Origin of the sequence: Caballeronia sp. LP006, from assembly GCF_031450995.1 — a bacterium.
Lineage (GTDB): Bacteria > Pseudomonadota > Gammaproteobacteria > Burkholderiales > Burkholderiaceae > Caballeronia.
In genome coordinates this window covers 77,258-95,551 of record NZ_JARTVW010000004.1, presented here as the reverse complement: position 1 = coordinate 95,551, position 18,294 = coordinate 77,258, and the positions used below count along the sequence as shown (strand labels likewise).

Sequence of the window (18,294 nt, the reverse complement as noted above, 5' to 3'; positions counted from 1 at the left end):
TGCGCGATCGGACCGTGGCGCATACGAGGAACACATCAAGCTCATCCATGGAGGCGGCAATGAAACCAGCTTTCCCGGTCTCAAGCGAGACACGGCACGCAAGAGCGGTATTCGCGTCGAAGATTCTTCGTTCTTTACTTTCGAGTGCGGCCGTCGCGGGCGGCATATTCACGACGCATTGGGCGCAAGCCGATGACTCGTTCTCGCGAGGAGGTGGCAACAGAAGCGAGAGCATCTTCGTCGGCGATATCGGCGACCCGAATGACACGAACGATGACACCATCAAGCAGGTCGACCTCCGTACCGGAGCCGTGCGCGTTTTCGCATCTTCTACCTTCGGTGGCGAGTTGAACGGCGTCATGGGCATCATCTTCAACGACGCCTCCTTGATCGCCAGCATTCTAAACTTCAGCGAAGATCCCGCGGCGAGCGGCGACGTCATCAAGCTGGATGGGCGCACGGGCATGTTCGAGCAGTACCTCGTGAATCCAAAATCGCGAAACGTACCTTATGCGCCGCAGGGCATCGTTTTCGGCGGCGGCACGCGCGACTGGCATTACGGTTATCAGCCGGACCATTACTACGTCGCGAACGTCATCAAGAGCGGGCAAACCTGCACGAAGGTGGACGAAGGCGATGTGCGGGAATACAGCGAATCGGGCGTGTTCGTTCGCACGCTGGACCGTGTCGGATCGCGGCGGGCTTTTATCCGCGTGGCGTCGTGTTCGGGCCGGACGGCATGCTGTATGTCGCGGCGCGCGGCTGTCCGGCGGTAGCGCCGACGGACCCCTTATCGCTGCTCGCGTACATCCTTCGCTTCAATCCCTACACCTATAAACTGGACAAGGTAATTGCGACCAATGCATCGGTGCAAAGTCAGGGCTTGAAGTTCGGATTCCATCGGCCAGAAGGCTTGGTGTTCGACGACAAGGGCTACCTCTGGGTCACGAGTTTTCGCGATACCACCAGCAGCGCCGATCCGCTGGATAAGAACAACGTCGACCGCATTCTGAAGTTCGACGTGAGGAGCGGGAAAGTCGTCGACTCCTTGCCGCTATCCGACTTCGATAAGCCCCGAGCATCCGCGCAGGCACTGATCTTCGGTCCCGAAGGAAAGCTGTACATTCCGATCTCTGGGAGCGCAGCGGAGACGACAGGCGAATTGCGCCGATGCGACACGCGCACGAAGAAATGCGACGTCGTCGTTCCGGTTGGCGGAGGCCTGATCGATCCGTGGTTCGCGGTCTTCAGAAACAGCGACCCGGCGACGTTGTCGTACGAGCGTCGCTAACGGCACGCAAAGAGGCGCGAGGAAAGGCATTGGCGGAAGGCAGCCGGAGTCGAACCGACCTGGGAATGTCTGACATCCCCAACCGGGTTTGAAGCCCGGCCGTACCACCGGATACGAATGCCTTCCTGCGGAGAAACTCAGCACGCTGACAACACTTCGACCAGGCGCGCCGCGATTATAGCGGCGATGCGTAATTCGCATACTTGCCGGCGTACCGGCCATCAACCGCTCTTGTCGCTTGGCTGGTGCGGCGGCTTGCGGCGTAACAGACGGTACGCGAAGAAGATCAGCGCGAGCACCACCAGCAGGTCGATCACCGTCGCGCCGTGCAGATGCAACTCCATCAGCGTCCATTGCAGTTGCCGCTGAAAGAGCGCGCCGCCCAGCAGCCAGAACGCAGCCCACGCGACGATCCCACCCGTATCCCAAAGAAAGAACGCGGGCACGGCGATTTGCGTCGTACCCATCAAGGGCGGCGTGACGAGTCCGAGTCCCGGTATGAACTTCGATACCGCGACGATAGGCGCGCCATGCCGCTCGAAAAGAGCGCCGGTCGTACGCATGCCGTTGTCGATCGCATAGGAGCGACGCGAAAGCGCGGCAATGAGCTTGCGCCCGTGGATGCGTCCCGCCGCAAACCACACACCGTCGCCGATGAGCGCGCCCGCCACCGCCGCCACCAGCACGGAGACGAACGAGAGCCGCCCGTTCGCGACGGCCGTTCCCGCGAACAGCAGCAACGGCGCGGAAGGCAGCGGCACACCGAGCCGCGTCAGCAGCACATTGGCGAACACCGCCGCCCCGCCCCACTGCGCAATCGCCGATGGCGGTATCTGAATCACGCGTCTTCCTCGGTTCGTTGTGGTCTGTGGTCTCGCGGCCGGACGCGCTCAATCGGCCCGCGATTCGACGAGCATCACGGGAATGCCGCCGCACCCCGCGCTATTCGCAATTTCAATGCCGCCCCACGGCGAACCCGCGCCACGGTCGAACGCCATCGGGTCGCCACGCAAGTCCGGGCGCAGCACGTTGAACGGCCAGGTCGGTCGCCTGATGCGCTCATGGACCACGGACCCGAGCCAGATCGGCATGGGCCGCGCGCGGGAGCCCATGCCCAGCGCGTAGTTCGTGGGCCAGAAACGCAGGACGTCGCGCTCCTGCGGGCCGAGATGCGAGCGCGTGAACACGAGCTTCGACGGCTCGCCGTTGTTCAGACGCGGCAGCGCGGGCAAGGCGACCGCCGGTGCGTTGGGCGACACTACCGACATCACGCTCTTCACCGACACGCCCGACACCTCGGTCCAGCCGCGGCTCGTCAGTTGCGCGCGAATTTGCGCGGGCGTGGCCGCCCATTGCACGGTGATCGGCTCGCGACGGTCGCCATCCATGGCCGACCGGTAGCACGAGAACGTGCGCCAGAAGGTATCGGTCCATTGAATCGGCGTGATGACGACCGTGACGGGCGGCGCGCTGTGCGCCTCGGATGAATCGCTCAACTGCAACGCCACGCTTGCGCAGATGACGGCCAGCACCGCGAACGGCATCCACGGACGCGGCTTCGGTTTGCCGGGATTGCGCCACACCGCCGTGAGCGCGATCAGAAACACCCAGATGGCCGCGAGCGCGACGCTGCCGAGCACGGCGGAAATGGTGAAGCGGCCGAAGTACAACCCGGCGAGCGCGACGGCCGTGACGATCGCCGATGTCGCCGTCGCGATCAACACACCCGAAATGGTGCCGACGCGTCGCAGCAGCAAGAACGCGAGAAAGCCGTAGATCACGACCGTGGCCGAGACGTGACTGCTCAGAAAAGAATGGTCGGCGGGCGCGAGCGTGACGAGCATCGGATCGCGCGCGGTGAAGCGGATCGCGAGCACCAGCAATTGCGAAAACACGACGGCGACGAGCCAGTACGTGACCGTGCGCCAGCGCCGCTCGAACACCATCCACACGACGACCGTTACGGCGAGCGCGGCGAGCGTCGGCGTGCTGCCGAGCGTGGCGGCGGCATCGAGGATGGAATCGGCCCAGGTCGAACGGAACGACTGCAACAGCCGGAAGATGGAGGTATCCACCTGCACGAGCGAACTGCCGCGCGCCACGCCCGACAGCACGTAGAAGAACGCGACCGCCGAGACGAGCAGCAGCGCGGAAATCATCACGATGAGCCCGGTCGCAGGATTGCCCGGATCGAGCGCGCGTGCGAGCATCCGCGCGGCCAGACCACGGCGTTGCTGGCAGGTCGCAAGCAACATGTCGCGCGAGGCGAACGTCCATTCCTTCGCATGCGAAATCACCACGCGCGCGAGATTGAACACGAGCCACGCAAGCGCCGCGAGGATGACGAGGATCACTACGAGCCGGATCGATACCGCGCCCGCCAGTTCGATCGAAGCTCCGAAGACCACGCCCGGCAGGATGTGCAGCGGCGCCCAGATCAGCGCGGAAATGATGTTGACCGCCAGAAAGCGCGCGGGCGTCATGCCCGCGACGCCAGCGACGACCGGCACCACCGCGCGCATCGGTCCGACGAAACGCGCGAGCACCACGCTCTTCGCGCCGTGTTTGTCGAAGTATCTTCGGCCGGCGACGAGTGCGCCGGGATGCGCCCGAAACGGCCACATCTGCGCAATGCTCGTTGCATAGCGCTTGCCGAACCAGAAGCTGACCGCGTCGCCCGCAATGGCGCCAACGACCGCGCAGACCATCACCCAGCCGAGATTCAGCGCGCCGGTTCCGACGAGCGCGCCCGCGATGAACATGGCCGTGCTGCCCGGAATGAAGGTGCCGATGAATGCGAGCGACTCCAGAAAGGACGCAAGCAGCACTACCACGAGCGTCCATTCGGGATGGCTCGACAGAAGATGCAAGAGCTTGTAGTAGGAATGCTCCATCGGATTTCACGCGACAGCCTGCGCCGCGAAGGTCTCCACGTCGTAACTCGACGTTCGATAGTCAGACGGATTCGTGCCAGCGGCTGTCGGTTCGCAACAGATGAAGGTCGCGGTGAAACCGAGTGTACCCAACCCTGTCGAAGAACTCCAAAACCTGGATCGCGCGTTTGCGGCCGAGCGCGCTGGCATCGCGAAATGCGGCCGCGCCTATCGCACCGTTCGCGTTTGCATGTTCGGCAGCCAGCCGTGCAAGTGCTGCAATGGACGCGCGTCCGTAAAACAAGTCGCGCACCACCTGAAAGACATCGCCACGGCGCGAGAGCTTGCGCAACAGACGCCGCACCGCGTCTTCGGGCACGCCATGCGTGGTGGCCAAATCCCTGACCCACGGCGGGTCGAAGCGGCCTTCCTCGATCGATGAGAGCACGACGCGGGCCAGCGCGTCCTCGGCGGCATCGAGCGTAACCGTATGCGATGGCAAATGCAGCCACGGACCGCTTCGCGCAATCGTGCCTTGCGTAACGGCGTCGTCGATGAGCGCGCGCCACAGCGCTTCGGGCGCGAGCGGCGCGGCCATGCGGCGCAGGCGCGCGGTATCCGGGCCTTGCTCGTCCGCAAAGCGTTCGTGGAAGGCGGCGAGTGCATCCGTCAGACACGCGTGCAACGCGTCCCATCGCGCGACGCTGATCAAGAGCGCATCGTCGTGAATGGGTATGCTGCGCAGACCGTCGGGCTGGGTCATCGATCCAAGCGTTCGACCTGCAAGATGCTCGACGAGCGAGCGCGGCAAGCCATACGGCGACTGCGCGAAGAGTTCGCCGATGGCGCCGGTGTCGAGCATCGCGGTGAGCGCATCGAGCCACGCGTGGCGCTGCGGCGTGCGGCGCTTGCGTGCGGGCGCAAACGGGTCGAGCACACGCCCGCCGCCTACCGTTTTATCCGCCTGCGCATTGCGAACGATGAAGCGGTCGCCCGGCAGCGCGCAAACCGGCTTATCGAATACGAGTTGCACGCGCGCCGTCTGCCCGGCCGCGAGCGTTTCGCCGTCGAGCAAGGCGATGTGCGCGACGCGGTGCATCGTGCCCAGATGTACATGCAGCGGGCTCCAGTGCGTGAGCGCCGGCGAGGTATCGGCGAGAAGCGTGAGTTCGACGTCGATTCGCTCGGACGCGCGCGCGAGACGCGCATCGAGAATCCAGTCGCCGCGCGACAGCGCGTCCTTCTCGATGCCCGCGAGATTGAGCGCGCAGCGCTCGCCCGCGCGCCCCGTCTCCGAAGCGCGATTCTGCGCGTGAATGCTGCGCACACGAACCGGCGCTTCGCCCTCGCGCGGCGCGAGCGCCAGCGTGTCGCCGACCTTCGTCTGCCCCGTGAACACCGTGCCGGTCGCCACCGTGCCCTGGCCCGCGAGCGTGAACACGCGGTCCACGGCCAAACGAAAGAAGCCGTCGTCGCGGCGCGCGCGCCAGTGCATGGCGACATCGTGCAGATGCGCGTTCAGCGCGGCCACGCCTGAGTCGTCATCGCGCGTGGCGTTGGTGTTAAAGAGCGGTGCGTCTTGCAAAGCGGTACCGGCCAGCAGCGCGGCGATTTCGGCATGGACTTCGTTCAGGCGCGCGGCATCGACACGATCGGACTTCGTCACCGCCACTGCGCCATCTTTCACGCCGAGCAACTGAAGAATCGCAAGATGTTCGCGCGTTTGCGGCATGACGCCATCGTCGGCGGCGATCACGACGAGCGCGAAGTCGATGCCGCATGCGCCCGCGGCCATCGTATGCACGAGCTTTTCGTGCCCCGGCACGTCGATGAAGCCAAGCACGCCGCCATCGCCGAGCGGCACGTATGCATAACCCAGTTCGATGGAAATGCCACGCGCCTTCTCTTCCTTCAGACGATCCGTATCCACCCCCGACAGCGCGCGCACGAGCGTCGTCTTGCCGTGATCGATATGCCCCGCCGTGCCGACGATCATGCGTTGCGGCCCGTTGCCCGCATCTCCAGTTGGGCGATGAACGCGGCTTCGTCCTGTGCTTCGAGACAGCGCAGATCGAGCCACAGCGCGTTATCCGCAATGCGCCCGATGACCGGGCGCGGCAGATCGCGCAGTCTGCGCTCGATGCGATTCAACTGGCCGCCCGCCTTCTTGCCGCTCGTGAGCCGCACGACGAGGCCGTAGCTCGGCAGGACATCGACCGGCAACGCGCCGCTGCCGATCTGACTGAACATCGGCTCGGTGGCGACGACGAAATCCGCACCGGTCATTGCCTGCAGCACGGGCTGGATGCGTTCGGCGGCAAGGCGCATGGCGTCCGCGGGACGCGTCAGCAGGCGCAAGGTGGTGAGACGTTCGGCGAGCGTCTCCGGCGTGCGATAAAGCCGCAACACCGCTTCGAGCGCCGCGAGCGTGAGCTTGCCGACCCGCAGCGCACGCTTGAGCGGATGCTTCTTGATCTTCGCGATCAGTTCCTTCGTACCGACGATCAGGCCCGCCTGCGGGCCGCCGAGCAGCTTGTCGCCGCTGAAGGTGACGAGTTGCGCGCCTGCCTCGACCGTCTCGCGAACCGTGGCCTCGCGCGGCAAGCCCCATTGCGCCAAATCGACGAGCGTGCCGCTGCCGAGATCCACGACAACCGGCAAGCCGCGCGCCCTCGCAAGCGGCGCGAGTTCCGCGAGCGTGACTTCCTTGGTGAAGCCCGTGACCGCGTAGTTGCTGCAATGCACTTTCATCAGGAGCGCGGTCCTGGCGTTGATCGCTTCGTCGTAATCCTTCAGATGCGTGCGGTTGGTCGTGCCGACTTCGCGCAGCTTCGCGCCCGCGCGGCTCATGATGTCGGGAATGCGAAACGCGCCGCCAATCTCGACCAGCTCGCCGCGCGACACGATCACTTCGCGACGCGCGGCCAGCGCGGACAGCGTCAGCAGCACGGCGGCCGCGTTGTTGTTGACGACCGTCGCGGCTTCGGCGCCCGTCAGTTCACAGATGAGTTCGTTGATGAGGTCATCGCGGTCGCCGCGCGCGCCGGTCGCGAGATCGAATTCGAGATTGGCGGGCCGCGTCAGGACTTCGGCGACGGCGCGCAGCGCTTCATCCGGCAACAGCGCGCGGCCGAGGTTCGTGTGCAGCACCGTGCCCGTGAGATTGAAGACGCTTTTCACGCTGCTTTCCGCGCGCTTGTCGAGCGTCGCGCCGACGCTTGCCGCGAGGCTCGCATCGGCCAGTGCCTCGACGGATGCGCGGCCCGCCTGCGCTTCGGCGCGCCATGCGTCGAGCGACGCGCGCAGCACGGCGAGCGTCTGCGTGCGTCCGTGCGCGGCCAAGACCGGCGCGAATGCCGCCGATGCCAGCACGCGCTCCACCGATGGCACTCGTGCCATCAGCGCGCGCAATTCGCTGTCGTTGTTGCCGGTGACATTACTCACGCTTCTATCCTCTTCCCTTCATGCTTCATCGACGTGTTCGGGCCACAGCCACGGATGCGGCGACGCACGGCGAAAACCGGCGTCGCCCATCAGAAGGTCGAGCGTGAGGCTTGCCAGATCGTCGGCGTAAGGCTCGAAGTCGTAGGCCTTGTCTTGATAGCCGATCTTTCTGTAGATGCCGCATTCGTCGCACGATTCGGCCTTGAGCGCGGCCTGCTTCGCGCGGGCGGCGCGTTGTTCCTCGGTTTCGTCGTCCGTGGGCGTGCCCATGGCGTGATACGCAATGCCCTTGGTGGAGTCGCAATTCGAGCATTTGGCGCGCACGACGTGCCATTCGGTCGAGCACAAGCCGCACTGCACGTAGCGATAACCATCATGCGTGCCGCCGACGCGCACGATGCTCGCCACCGGCATCGAGCCGCAGAGCGGGCAGACGCCGGGCGCATCGAGATAAGGCACATCCGACACGGCGATGCGCGTGGCCAGATCGGTCCACACCACTTGCAGCGCGGCGACGATGAATGGCGCCGCCGCCGGATCGATCTCCGCGAAGCGCAGCGCGATGATCGCGTCGGCCTGCGTGTCGAGCGTGGCCGCGTCGGTCGTGCGCAGACGCGCAACGAGTTGCGCGAGCGGCGGCGTGAGCGCGCCCGCGGCTTCGATACTGTCGAGCAGCATGAACAGCACGTCGCGCCACGCGGGATCGCGCTCGTCGGTGAGCGCGGGGACGATAGGCATCGAATGCTGCTGATTGCGTTCGATCGACTCGCGCGCGGGCATCAAAGCGGTGGAGGTCGAAAGGATGCGTTGCTGCGCATCGGCGATCGCGGCCATGAGGCGCAGATAGCCCGCGATCGGATTGCTCGCTTCGGCGAGTTGCAACAGACGCGCGGCGCGGGCGGCGAACACGGTGCCGCGTTCGGGCATGCGAAGACGGGGAATGGCCGAAGGATCGAGAGACTCGATCTTGGCGGCTTCGAGAATGCGTTGGACCACGGGATTCCTTAAGGAAGGTCGGGGCGGGATCAAGAATAACAGCTTATAACGGAGCGCTCAGGGATGCTCATGCTCCGCGCGGAGGTACAAAAATGAGTTCACGCCAACGGAAATTCAAAATGGAACTTTCAATACGGAAGCAGGGAAATGGCGCGGCAGTCCGGTTGCCCGCCGCGCTGCTGGAAGGCATGAAACTGACCCTTGGCGACAAATTCAATGTCGAGGTGTGCCCGGCGGGAATCATGCCGATGCCGGCTCGTCGCGAATTGTCGCTCGAGGAACTGCAGGCGCAGTGCGACCCGAAGGCGCCTATCTTCGATGAATTGGCTGACTGGAACAATCTAAAACCGGGAGGACGTGAGCTATGGTGAAAGGCAACAAATTCGACACGGGGATATTGCGCACGTCGGCCTGAGTCCGGCAATCGGCCATGAGCAACAAAGCGACTTCAGGCCCGGGCTCGTGCTGTCGGCTGCGTCATTCAATGCGCTAGAGACCGCACTGGTCGCGCCTGTCATGCAGAGCGGCGGCTTCGCGCGATACGCCGGTTTCGCAGTCCCGCTCGCCGGGCTTGGCACAAGGACGCAAGGCGTCGCGCTCGTAAACATGGTCCGCACGTTAGACCTCGAAGCGCGCGGTGCGAGTCGAGGAACGCGCGCCAATCGAAGTGACGGACGACGCGCTAGCGCGCCGTCACGCCATTCTCGACTGACGCGCATTCGGCCTACTTGCCGATGATCTCCTTGAACCACCTCGGATGGTGCTTCCTCGCCCATCCATAAGTGACCGTGCCGCGTGTCATCGCGCCGACAGAACCCTTGATCCAGATCGCCGCGTAGATATGCACGATGATCCCGATGATCAGCACGAACGCCGCCGCCGCATGCACGACCGCCGCCACGCGAATGATCTCGATGGGAAAGTAGAACGAGAAGTAGCGCCGCCAAATCACGATGCCGCTCAACAGCAGAAGCGGCAGGCAAGCGGCCATCGTGAAGAACAGCAGCTTTTGCCCGGCGTTGTACTTGCCGATCTCCGGCAGCCGGTCTTCGCGATTGGCCAGCACGTCGTCGATCTGCTTCATCCACTGCACGTCAGCCTTGTCCAGATAGTTGTGATGCCAGAAACGCAGCGCAAGAATCATGAACGAGACGAACATGACGCAGCCGACGAACGGATGCAGAATGCGCGTCCACTGGCCGCCGCCGAAGATTGCGTAGAGCCAGGCCATCGACGGATGAAACATCGCGAGACCGGAGAGCGCCAGCAAGACGAACGTGATCGCGGTGATCCAGTGATTGCTGCGCTCGTTCGGCGTGTAACGGACGATCAGGCGGTTGCCCTTCACGTCGCGCAGTTCGCTATCGTGTTTCATTCGAACGCTCCCTTTGCTGAAACGCCTCTTCGGCTTCGTGCTGTGCTTCGGCTTCTTCTTCCGCGCTCACCTCGTTCGGACCGACACGCGTGTAGTGGAAGAACCCGGCGATCGCGGCCAGCGCGATACCCGCCATCGCAAGCGGCTTGGTGACGCCTTTCCAGATCGACACCAGCGGACTGATGTGCGGGTCTTTCGCGAGCCCGTGATAAAGCTGCGGCTGATCCGCGTGATGCAGCACGTACATCACATGCGTGCCGCCCACGCCCGCCGGATTGTAAAGACCCGCGTTCTCGAAACCGCGCTCCTTCAGGTCTTCGATGCGATCCTCCGCTTGCGTGATCATGTCCACCTTGGTGCCGAACATGATCGCGCCCGTCGGACACGTCTTCACGCACGCCGGCTCCTGCCCGACCGCGACGCGGTCCGAACAGAGCGTGCACTTGTACGCGCGATGATCTTCCTTGGAAATACGCGGAATGTTGAACGGGCAGCCCGTGACGCAGTATCCGCAGCCAATGCAGTTTTCCTCGTGAAAATCCACGATGCCATTGGTGTACTGCACGATCGCGCCCGGCGACGGACACGCCTTGAGACACCCCGGATCCTCGCAATGCATGCAGCCGTCCTTGCGGATCAGCCACTCGAGGTCGCCCTTCGGGTTCTCGTACTCCGTGAAGCGCATCACCGTCCACGAATGTTCGGTGAGATCACGCGGATTGTCGTAGACGCCGGTCGTATGACCGACGTCGTCGCGCAGGTCGTTCCACTCCATGCACGCCGTCTGACATGCCTTGCAGCCGATGCACTTCGATACGTCGATGAGCTTCGCGACCGTCCCCGTCACCGGCTCGCGAACTTGCGGCGGCGGCGTGGTGGTGGCCGAGAGGCGCTTGATGTCGAGCGATTGCAGAGCCATCTCGTCTCCTTTAAGCCTTCTCGGCTTTTTCGACCTTCACGAGGAAAGACTTGAACTCCGGTGTCTGCGAGTTCCCGTCGCCCACGGAAGGCGTCAGTGTGTTGACGAGATAGCCCGGCTGCGTGAGGCCCTTGAAGCCCCAATGCAGCGGCAGGCCGACGGTATGCACCTTCTTGCCCTCCACGTTCAATGGCTTGATGCGCTTGGTGACGAGCGCCACCGCGACGATATGCCCGCGATTGCTCGATACCTTCACGCGCTCGCCCGCCACGACGCCCACTTCCTTTGCGTGTTCCTCGCCGATTTCCACGAACTGCTGCGGCTGCACGATGGCGTTGAGCCGCGCGTGCTTGGTCCAGTAGTGGAAGTGCTCGGTCAGGCGATAGGTCGTCGCCGTGTCCGGGAACTTGTCGGCGGTGCCGAGCGCCGCGCGGTCATCCGGGAAGATGCGCGCGGCTGGATTGCTCACCACGGCCTTGTTGTCCGGGAAGAACGGGTTATAGCCGAGCGGCGTCTCGAACGGTTCGTAATGCACCGGGAACGGTCCTTCGTTCATGCCGTCGCGCGCGAAGAAACGCGCCACGCCCTCCGGATTCATGATGAACGGATTCATGCCGTTCTCCGGGGGCTCGTCGGCCTTGAAGTCGGGAATGTCCGGTCCGGTCCACGCCTTGCCGTTCCATGCGATCAGCTTGCGCGTCGGGTCGAAAGGCTTGCCGCTCACATCGCATGACGCGCGGTTGTAGAGCACACGGCGATTCGCCGGCCACGCCCACGCCCAGCCGAGCGTCTGACCGATGCCCGTCGGGTCCGAGTTGTCGCGCCGGCCCATCTGATTGCCCGCTTGCGTCCACGATCCGCAGAAGATCCAGCAACCGCTCGCCGTCGAGCCATCGTCACGCAAAAGCGCGAAGCTCGACAACTGCTCGCCCTTCTTCGCCAGCACCTTCGTCTTGTCGGTGGGATCGGCGACATCCGCGAGCGCGCGGCCGTTGAACTCCATCGCGATCTCTTCGGGCGTCGGACTTTCCGGGTCCGCATAAGGCCAAGTCATGTTGAGAATAGGATCGGGATACTTGCCGCCCTTCTCCTTATAGGCCTGCCGAATGCGCAGCCACAGCCCCGACATAATCTCCAGGTCGCTCTTCGCTTCGCCCGGAGCGACCGCGCCCTGCCAGTGCCATTGCAGCACGCGGCTCGAACTCACGAGCGAGCCGCGCTCTTCCGCGAAACACGTGGTCGGCAGACGGAAGACTTCAGTCTGAATCTTCGAGGCGTCGACATCGTTGAACTCGCCGTGGTTCTTCCAGAACTCGGAAGTCTCGGTGGCGAGCGGGTCCATGATGACGAGCCACTTCAGCTTCGACAGTCCAAGCCCGATCTTCGCCTTGTTCGGCGCGGCCGCGAGCGGATTGAAACCCTGCGCGATATAGCCGTTCATCTTGCCCTGCGCCATCAGCTCGAACACCTGGAGCATGTCGTAGGACTTGTCGAGCTTCGGCAGATAGTCGAAGCCGAAGTTGTTCTCGGCGGTCGCGTTGTCGCCCCACCATGACTTCATGAAGCTCACATGGAACGCGCGATAGTTCTTCCAGTAGCTCAACTGATTCGGCCGCAAGGGCTGCGTCGCGCGCTTCTTGATGAACTCGTCGAAGTCCTGCTCGCCTTCCATCGGCAAGGTCATATAGCCGGGCAGCAGATTCGACATCAGGCCGAGATCGGTCAGGCCTTGAATGTTCGAGTGCCCGCGCAGCGCGTTCATGCCGCCGCCCGCCATGCCGATGTTGCCAAGCAGAAGTTGCACCATCGCGCCGGTGCGGATCATCTGCGCGCCGACCGAGTGATGCGTCCAGCCGAGCGCATACAGAATGGTTCCCGCGCGATTCGGCGCGGCGGTCGTGGCAAGCATCTCGCAGACCTTGAGGAACTTGTCGGTCGGCGTGCCGCAGACCTTCGTCACCATCTCGGGCGTATAGGTCGAGAAATGCTGCTTGAGCAGGTTGTAGACACAGCGCGGATGCTGCAAGGTCGGATCGACCTTGACGAAGCCATCGTCGCCGCGTTCGTAGTCCCAGCTCGACTTGTCGTAGTTGCGCTTCTCGGCGTTATAGCCCGAGAACTCGCCGTCCTTGAACGCGAAGTCCTCGCGCACGATAAAGGACATGTCCGTGTAGTTGCGGACGTACTCGTGCTGAATCTTGTCGTTGGTGAGCAGGTAATTGATGATGCCGCCCAGGAACGCGATGTCGCTTCCCGTGCGAATCGGCGCATAGAAATCCGCCACCGATGCGGTGCGCGTAAAGCGCGGATCGACCACGATGAGACGCGTCTTGCGATGCGCCTTCGCCTCGGTCACCCACTTGAAACCGCACGGATGCGCCTCGGCTGCGTTGCCGCCCATTACCAGAATCACGTCCGCGTTCTTGATGTCGACCCAATGGTTCGTCATCGCTCCACGGCCAAACGTCGGGGCAAGACCTGCCACCGTCGGGCCATGTCAGACACGCGCCTGATTGTCGAATGCGAGCATGCCCAGGCTGCGGGCAGTTTTATGCGTCAGATAGCCGACTTCGTTGCTGCCTGCCGACGCCGCGAGCATGCCCGTGGTCAGCCAGCGATTCACCTTCTTGCCGTCCGCCGTGGTCTCGACGAAATTCGCGTCGCGATCTTCCTTCATCAGTTTGGCGATACGGTCGAGCGCGTCTTCCCACGAGATGCGCTTCCATTCGTCCGATCCCGGCGCGCGATACTCGGGATGCATGAGGCGGCTGGGACTATGAATGAAGTCGATGAGCGATGCACCCTTCGGGCACAGCGTGCCGCGATTGACGGGATGGTCGGGGTCGCCTTCGATATGGATGATGCTGGCCTTCGCATTCTTGGCGTTGTCGCCGAGGCCGTACATGAGGATGCCGCATCCGACTGAGCAGTACGGGCAGGTATTACGCGTTTCCGTGGTACGCGACAGCTTGTACTGACGAACTTCGGCGAGCGCAGGTGCCGGAGAGAAGCCTAGCGCCGCCAGGCTCGATCCGGCGAGCGTGCTCGCTGAGACCTTCAGGAACTGTCGCCGTGACATTTGCAGCATTTTAGTGCCTCGGCGTTTTGTAATGTGGGTGGCGAAATTATAGGGCGCGCTGTCCTATTTCGCTGGCGAACACGGCACTTTCGACTCGATGCGAAGCCTCGTTGTGGCGTTGCGCCGACGCGCGCTCAAGAGCCAAACGTTGCACCCAGTCCCGTCGACTTACGGTTGGACTGGAATAGTTCCTGCTCTCCTTCGTTCGCGTTTGGTCAGTCCGTTCATCGTATCCAGAGGTCCGCCATGAGTTCCGTATCCACACAGAAGATCGAAGCCGTCGTCAAAAAGGACGCCTCCTGGGTGCTCGGCGCGCTCAAGAAATTTTCGGAGGATCGTTGCGCCGCGATGGCCGCGAGTATCGCCTTCTATTCTGCGTTTTCGCTCGCGCCGACGCTCGTCATGGTGATCGCCGTGGCCGGTTGGGTGTTTGGCGCCGAAGCCGCGCGCGGCCAGCTCTTTCATCAGGTCAACGGGCTGCTCGGCGATCAGGGCGCGGCAGGCGTGCAGAGTATTGTCGAGAATGCGCATCGCAGCGGCGGGACGGGCATCGCGGCGGTCATCTCGTTCGCGCTGCTCGCGATCGGGGCGTCGGCGACGTTTTCATCCCTCAATACGGCGCTCAATCTTGTATGGCCGCTCACGGGCGATCAGCGCTCGAGCGTCTTTGCGATGGTGCGCGTGCGGCTCATCTCGTTTGGACTCGTGCTCGGCGTGGCGTTTCTCCTGATCGTCTCGCTGGTGCTGGACACCGCGATCCAGGCCGTCGGCATGTGGCTCTGGGGCGACTCGCCGTTCGTGATCATCGGCGATATCGTTCAGTTGGTCGCCGGTCTCGCCATTCTGACCGTCGCGTTCGGCGCGCTGCTCAAATTTCTCCCCGATGCCCCCGTGCAGTGGCGCGACGCGCTCGTCGGCGGGCTTGTCGCGGCGCTGTTGTTCTCGGCGGGCAAGAAACTGTTCGCGCTCTATTTGACGCACGCAGGCACGGCCAGCGCGTTCGGCGCGGCCGGATCGCTCGCGGTTCTGCTCATGTGGCTGTATTTTTCGGCGGCCGTGTTGTTGCTCGGCGCGGAGTTCTCGGCGGCCCGCGCGCGTCTGCACGATCCGCGCGGCGCGTGGGGCCAGCAAAACATGGGACGCGTGCCGCCGGGCAGCCGCGCCAAGATCGGTTCGATGCTCGCGGCTTCCACGCGCACGGGCATGCCTGCGGCGGCATCCGCATCGGCGGCGGCGACGGAGGCATCGAGCACAGCGCCAGTCGTATCGCCCGCCAGCGCTCGGAACGATGCGCCCGTGCCCGCGAGCGCCCGGCGTGCCATCGGCGCGCGCGCTCAACACGCACAGTTGTTGACGGGACAGGCGCGCAAGAAGGTATCGGCGGTGGCGAAGGCGCTGGAGATATCGCGCAAGATCGCGCGCGTCGAGAGCACCGCGACGCGCGCCACGGCGATGGCCATGCTGGGCGCGGGTCGCAAGGCATCGACCGCCAATGCCGCAGTGAAGCGGCACCCGTGGCGCTCGGTGTTTTTCGCGGCAAGCGCGGGAATGGCAGTCGCGTTGCTCACACGCCGCGGCTCCGCGCCTCGGGAAAACGACGACCTGCAAGGCTGATCCGCATTTCCTTTTCGCCTTCCACGAACGCCGCGCCTCTAGAGCGCGGCGTTTTTTGTTGCCTTGGTGAAAGGAAAATACCCGCTCACGGCTGCGGTTTGTTAATCGGATTGATGGTAATCGCGCGCCATTGGAATATCCTAGAATTGAGCGCGGAACTAATTTCAAGATAGCCTGTCACCCGCAACCCGTTCAAAACAAACAGAAATCCCCCTTTTTGAGACCACGTTAGAAACTGTGTCTTTTACGAGACAGTAAATTTTTTTCGTTTCTTAAGATTCGAAACGTTGCGTTATTCTCTGCGCCGGCAACAACGATATTTAACAATCGCGTGGAGAATTCGATGAAACGATTCGCACTGACGTCCCTCTCGCTGGCGCTGCTCGGCGCAGCTGGCGCGGCACAGGCACAAACGAGCGTGACGCTGTATGGCGTGATCGACGCTGGTCTCGGTTATGTGAGCAACGCCAACGCAAATGGCGACCACCTGTACGGCATGATCAACGGCAATCTGTCCGGCGATCGCTGGGGCCTGAAGGGTCAAGAAGATCTGGGCGGCGGTCTGAAGGCAATTTTCCAGTTGGAAAGCGGCTTTGACATCGGCACCGGCCGTCTCGGCCAAGGTGGCCGCGAGTTCGGTCGTCAAGCATTCGTCGGTTTGTCGGGCAATCAGTGGGGTACGGTCACCCTGGGTCGCCAATACGATCCGCTGGTTGACATGGTCCAAGGCATCACGGCCGACAACTACTGGGGCGCAATCTTCGCAACGCCGGGCGACGTCGACAACTACGACAACTCGCTGCGCGTGAGCAACGCCGTTAAGTACGTTTCGCCGAACTACGCGGGCTTCCAGGTCGAAGGCCTGTACGGCTTCTCGGGTCTGGCAGGCGCAACGGGCCAAGGTCAAACCTGGTCGGGCGCTGCAACGTATAACAACGGCCCCCTGGCAGTCGCCGGCGGCTACTTCTACGCTAACAACCCGAACGCCGGCCGCATTCCGCCGACGGGCGCAAGCACGTGGAACAGCACGACGTCGGACGCACTGTTCGACGGCCCGATCAACAACGCATACGCATCGGCGCACGCAATCGGCATCGCTCGCGGCGCGGTTCAGTACACGATCGGCGCGTTCACGGTCGGCGGTTCGTACAGCAATGCACAGTTCAAGGCAGACGGTGGTTCGCGCTTCGGCTCGGAACACTTCAACGTCGGCAACGGTTTCGTGAACTTCCAGGCAACCCCGGCGCTGCTGCTCGGCGTGGGCTACACCTACACGAAGTCGGGCGGCGACACGTCGGCCAAGTACCACCAGGCCAGCCTGGGTGCGGACTACTCGCTGTCGAAGCGCACGGACTTCTACGCAGTTGCGGCTTACCAGCACGCAAGCGGCGATCAGCGCGACGGCACGACGGGCGGCATCAACTCGGCGCAAGCCTCGATCGGTTCCTACGGCTACGACAGCGGCAGCAGCCATCAGGAAATCGTCATCATCGGCGTGCGTCACAAGTTCTAAGAACAAGCGGATGGCCCGGTACGCGAGTACCGCGCCACACGATAGAGCAGCACACCTCGACAGCCACCGGTTTTCCGGTGGCTGTTTTTTCTTGTGCAAAGCCTTTGCCCCACAGTTCGAGCCAGCGTGAACCGCAACAAATTGTGCCGACGGGCTTCATCGACGCGCGCGCATAAAGCACAATCGTTCGGATAACCAAGCATCCGGGGGAGATTCGTTCATGCTGTCGCGCCAACTCGCCGCTGTCTCGTGTTTCGCTTGGCTTGTCTTGCTCGGGGCCTGCCGTTTCGCGCCTGTACCAGCCGCATCCGGCAACGCTTTGCCAATGATCGTCGCGCATCGCGGCGGCGCGGCGGACGCGCCTGAAAACACCCTGCTCGCCATTGAGACCGCGCTTGCAAATCACGCGGATGCGATCTGGCTCACCGTGCAACTCACGCGCGATGGCGTCCCGGTGCTCTATCGTCCGGCCGATCTCTCCGCGAATACAAATGGCACAGGCACGGTCGCCAGCCACGAATTCGCCGCGTTACGAAGCCTGAACGCGGGCTGGAACTTCACGCAGACGGATGCGAACGGCGCGAAGCAGTATCCGTATCGCGCGCGGCCGTTGCCTATTCCCTCGCTCGCCGAGGCATTGCGGGCCATTCCATCGTCCACGACGGTCATACTCGACATGAAAGCGCTGCCCGCCGAAACGCAGGCAAGCGCCGTCGCCCGCGTGCTGAGCGAGGAAAGCGCGTGGCCGCGCGTGCTGATCTATTCGACGGATGCCGTGTACCAGGCGGCGTTTGCGCCTTATCGCGAAGCGCGTCTTTTCGAATCGCGCGATGCGACGCGTGAGCGCCTGGCGCAAGTCGCGCTGGAGCACGAGTGCCGAAAGCCGCCGCCCGAAGGCACATGGACGGCGTTCGAATACAGGAGAAAGATGGATTTGGTCGAGACGTTCACGCTTGGCGAAGCGCGCTCCGCCGTGGATGCGCGACTCTGGACGCCGCTGGCGGTCAGTTGCTTCAAGACGAACGGCAACGTGCGGATTCTGGCGATCGGGGTCGACCAGGCGGAGGATTATCGCGCCGCCGCGTGTCTTGGAATGGACGCCGTGCTGGCCGATTCGCCGCGCCGGGCATACGCGAGCAAGACAAGCCTCGCCGAGCCGCTCCAGTGCCCTGCAAACGCGCCCTGAAGGA

At 63.5% G+C, this 18,294-nt stretch carries 14 protein-coding genes, 1 tRNA gene and 1 pseudogene; 7 read left to right on the top strand and 9 right to left on the bottom strand.

The window, feature by feature from the left end; genetic code table 11:
* Positions 1–59 precede the first annotated feature (59 nt).
* Together P9250_RS10585 and P9250_RS10580 are read left to right on the top strand one after the other, a co-directional pair.
* The gene (locus P9250_RS10585) at positions 60–776 is read left to right on the top strand and encodes a hypothetical protein (RefSeq protein ID WP_310392892.1); all 717 of its coding nucleotides are present in this window, start codon (positions 60–62) and stop codon (positions 774–776) included.
* Entirely contained in the window at positions 722–1,291 is a 570-nt protein-coding gene (locus tag P9250_RS10580) for a hypothetical protein (RefSeq protein WP_310392890.1), read from the top strand. The genes P9250_RS10585 and P9250_RS10580 overlap by 55 nt, the downstream gene beginning before the upstream one ends.
* A gap of 30 nt (positions 1,292–1,321) precedes the next feature.
* Here the strand turns inward: P9250_RS10580 and P9250_RS10575 are convergent.
* The 6 genes from P9250_RS10575 to fdhE form a co-directional block, all read right to left on the bottom strand.
* A tRNA-Sec gene (locus tag P9250_RS10575) sits at positions 1,322–1,417 on the bottom strand.
* Positions 1,418–1,512: 95 nt separating this feature from the next.
* A complete protein-coding gene (locus P9250_RS10570; protein WP_244828687.1) occupies positions 1,513–2,133 on the bottom strand; it encodes a DedA family protein in 621 nt (206 codons plus the stop codon).
* A gap of 48 nt (positions 2,134–2,181) precedes the next feature.
* Complete coding sequence (locus P9250_RS10565; protein ID WP_309959899.1) at positions 2,182–4,185, bottom strand: VTT domain-containing protein; 2,004 nt, start codon at positions 4,183–4,185, stop codon at positions 2,182–2,184.
* Between the two features lie 61 nt (positions 4,186–4,246).
* A complete protein-coding gene (gene selB, locus P9250_RS10560) occupies positions 4,247–6,160 on the bottom strand; it encodes a selenocysteine-specific translation elongation factor (protein ID WP_310392889.1) in 1,914 nt (637 codons plus the stop codon).
* On the bottom strand, positions 6,157–7,563 hold the full coding sequence (gene selA / locus P9250_RS10555) for an L-seryl-tRNA(Sec) selenium transferase (protein WP_409014893.1): 1,407 nt from the start codon (positions 7,561–7,563) through the stop codon (positions 6,157–6,159). Before selA ends, selB begins: the two co-directional genes overlap by 4 nt.
* A gap of 63 nt (positions 7,564–7,626) precedes the next feature.
* The gene (gene fdhE / locus P9250_RS10550; protein ID WP_310392885.1) at positions 7,627–8,604 is read right to left on the bottom strand and encodes a formate dehydrogenase accessory protein FdhE; all 978 of its coding nucleotides are present in this window, start codon (positions 8,602–8,604) and stop codon (positions 7,627–7,629) included.
* A gap of 92 nt (positions 8,605–8,696) precedes the next feature.
* Between fdhE and P9250_RS10545 the strand changes: the two genes are divergently transcribed.
* Both P9250_RS10545 and P9250_RS10540 read left to right on the top strand, forming a co-directional pair.
* A complete protein-coding gene (locus P9250_RS10545; protein WP_409014867.1) occupies positions 8,697–8,975 on the top strand; it encodes a PbsX family transcriptional regulator in 279 nt (92 codons plus the stop codon).
* A 10-nt stretch (positions 8,976–8,985) separates the two neighbouring features.
* Positions 8,986–9,316: pseudogene (locus P9250_RS10540) on the top strand (type II toxin-antitoxin system ChpB family toxin).
* 12 nt (positions 9,317–9,328) lie between these two features.
* Here P9250_RS10540 and P9250_RS10535 read toward each other — a convergent pair.
* The 3 genes from P9250_RS10535 to fdnG are packed head-to-tail and all read right to left on the bottom strand — an operon-like array spanning position 9,329 to position 13,986.
* A complete protein-coding gene (locus P9250_RS10535; RefSeq protein ID WP_310392883.1) occupies positions 9,329–9,979 on the bottom strand; it encodes a formate dehydrogenase subunit gamma in 651 nt (216 codons plus the stop codon).
* Positions 9,966–10,898: a formate dehydrogenase subunit beta gene (gene fdxH / locus P9250_RS10530; protein ID WP_244828693.1), complete on the bottom strand. Its 933-nt coding sequence runs from the start codon at positions 10,896–10,898 to the stop codon at positions 9,966–9,968. Before fdxH ends, P9250_RS10535 begins: the two co-directional genes overlap by 14 nt.
* A 10-nt stretch (positions 10,899–10,908) precedes the next feature.
* Positions 10,909–13,986 (bottom strand): formate dehydrogenase-N subunit alpha, encoded by a 3,078-nt coding sequence (fdnG, locus tag P9250_RS10525; RefSeq protein ID WP_244828694.1) that lies wholly within the window; start codon positions 13,984–13,986, stop codon positions 10,909–10,911.
* A gap of 237 nt (positions 13,987–14,223) precedes the next feature.
* On the opposite strand from fdnG, the gene P9250_RS10520 reads away from it, so the two are divergent.
* From P9250_RS10520 to P9250_RS10510, 3 genes are all read left to right on the top strand, one after another.
* Positions 14,224–15,591: a YihY/virulence factor BrkB family protein gene (locus tag P9250_RS10520; RefSeq protein ID WP_310392880.1), complete on the top strand. Its 1,368-nt coding sequence runs from the start codon at positions 14,224–14,226 to the stop codon at positions 15,589–15,591.
* A gap of 343 nt (positions 15,592–15,934) precedes the next feature.
* Positions 15,935–17,104 carry a porin gene (locus P9250_RS10515; RefSeq protein WP_244828696.1) on the top strand — a complete coding sequence of 390 codons (1,170 nt, stop codon included), beginning with the start codon at positions 15,935–15,937 and terminating at the stop codon, positions 17,102–17,104.
* 220 nt (positions 17,105–17,324) lie between these two features.
* Positions 17,325–18,290, top strand: a complete 966-nt coding sequence (locus P9250_RS10510; RefSeq protein ID WP_310392877.1) for a glycerophosphodiester phosphodiesterase family protein — start codon at positions 17,325–17,327, stop codon at positions 18,288–18,290.
* The last annotated feature ends 4 nt before the right edge of the window (positions 18,291–18,294 follow it).

Coding starts and splice junctions, on each gene's coding strand:
- fdxH (WP_244828693.1), bottom strand. CDS start 10,898: ATGGCTCTGCAATCGCTCGACATCAAGCGCCTCTCGGCCACCACCACG.
- selA (WP_409014893.1), bottom strand. CDS start 7,563: ATGGCACGAGTGCCATCGGTGGAGCGCGTGCTGGCATCGGCGGCATTC.
- P9250_RS10515 (WP_244828696.1), top strand. CDS start 15,935: ATGAAACGATTCGCACTGACGTCCCTCTCGCTGGCGCTGCTCGGCGCA.
- P9250_RS10535 (WP_310392883.1), bottom strand. CDS start 9,979: ATGAAACACGATAGCGAACTGCGCGACGTGAAGGGCAACCGCCTGATC.
- P9250_RS10510 (WP_310392877.1), top strand. CDS start 17,325: ATGCTGTCGCGCCAACTCGCCGCTGTCTCGTGTTTCGCTTGGCTTGTC.
- P9250_RS10565 (WP_309959899.1), bottom strand. CDS start 4,185: ATGGAGCATTCCTACTACAAGCTCTTGCATCTTCTGTCGAGCCATCCC.
- P9250_RS10520 (WP_310392880.1), top strand. CDS start 14,224: ATGAGTTCCGTATCCACACAGAAGATCGAAGCCGTCGTCAAAAAGGAC.
- selB (WP_310392889.1), bottom strand. CDS start 6,160: ATGATCGTCGGCACGGCGGGGCATATCGATCACGGCAAGACGACGCTC.
- P9250_RS10545 (WP_409014867.1), top strand. CDS start 8,697: ATGAGTTCACGCCAACGGAAATTCAAAATGGAACTTTCAATACGGAAG.
- P9250_RS10585 (WP_310392892.1), top strand. CDS start 60: ATGAAACCAGCTTTCCCGGTCTCAAGCGAGACACGGCACGCAAGAGCG.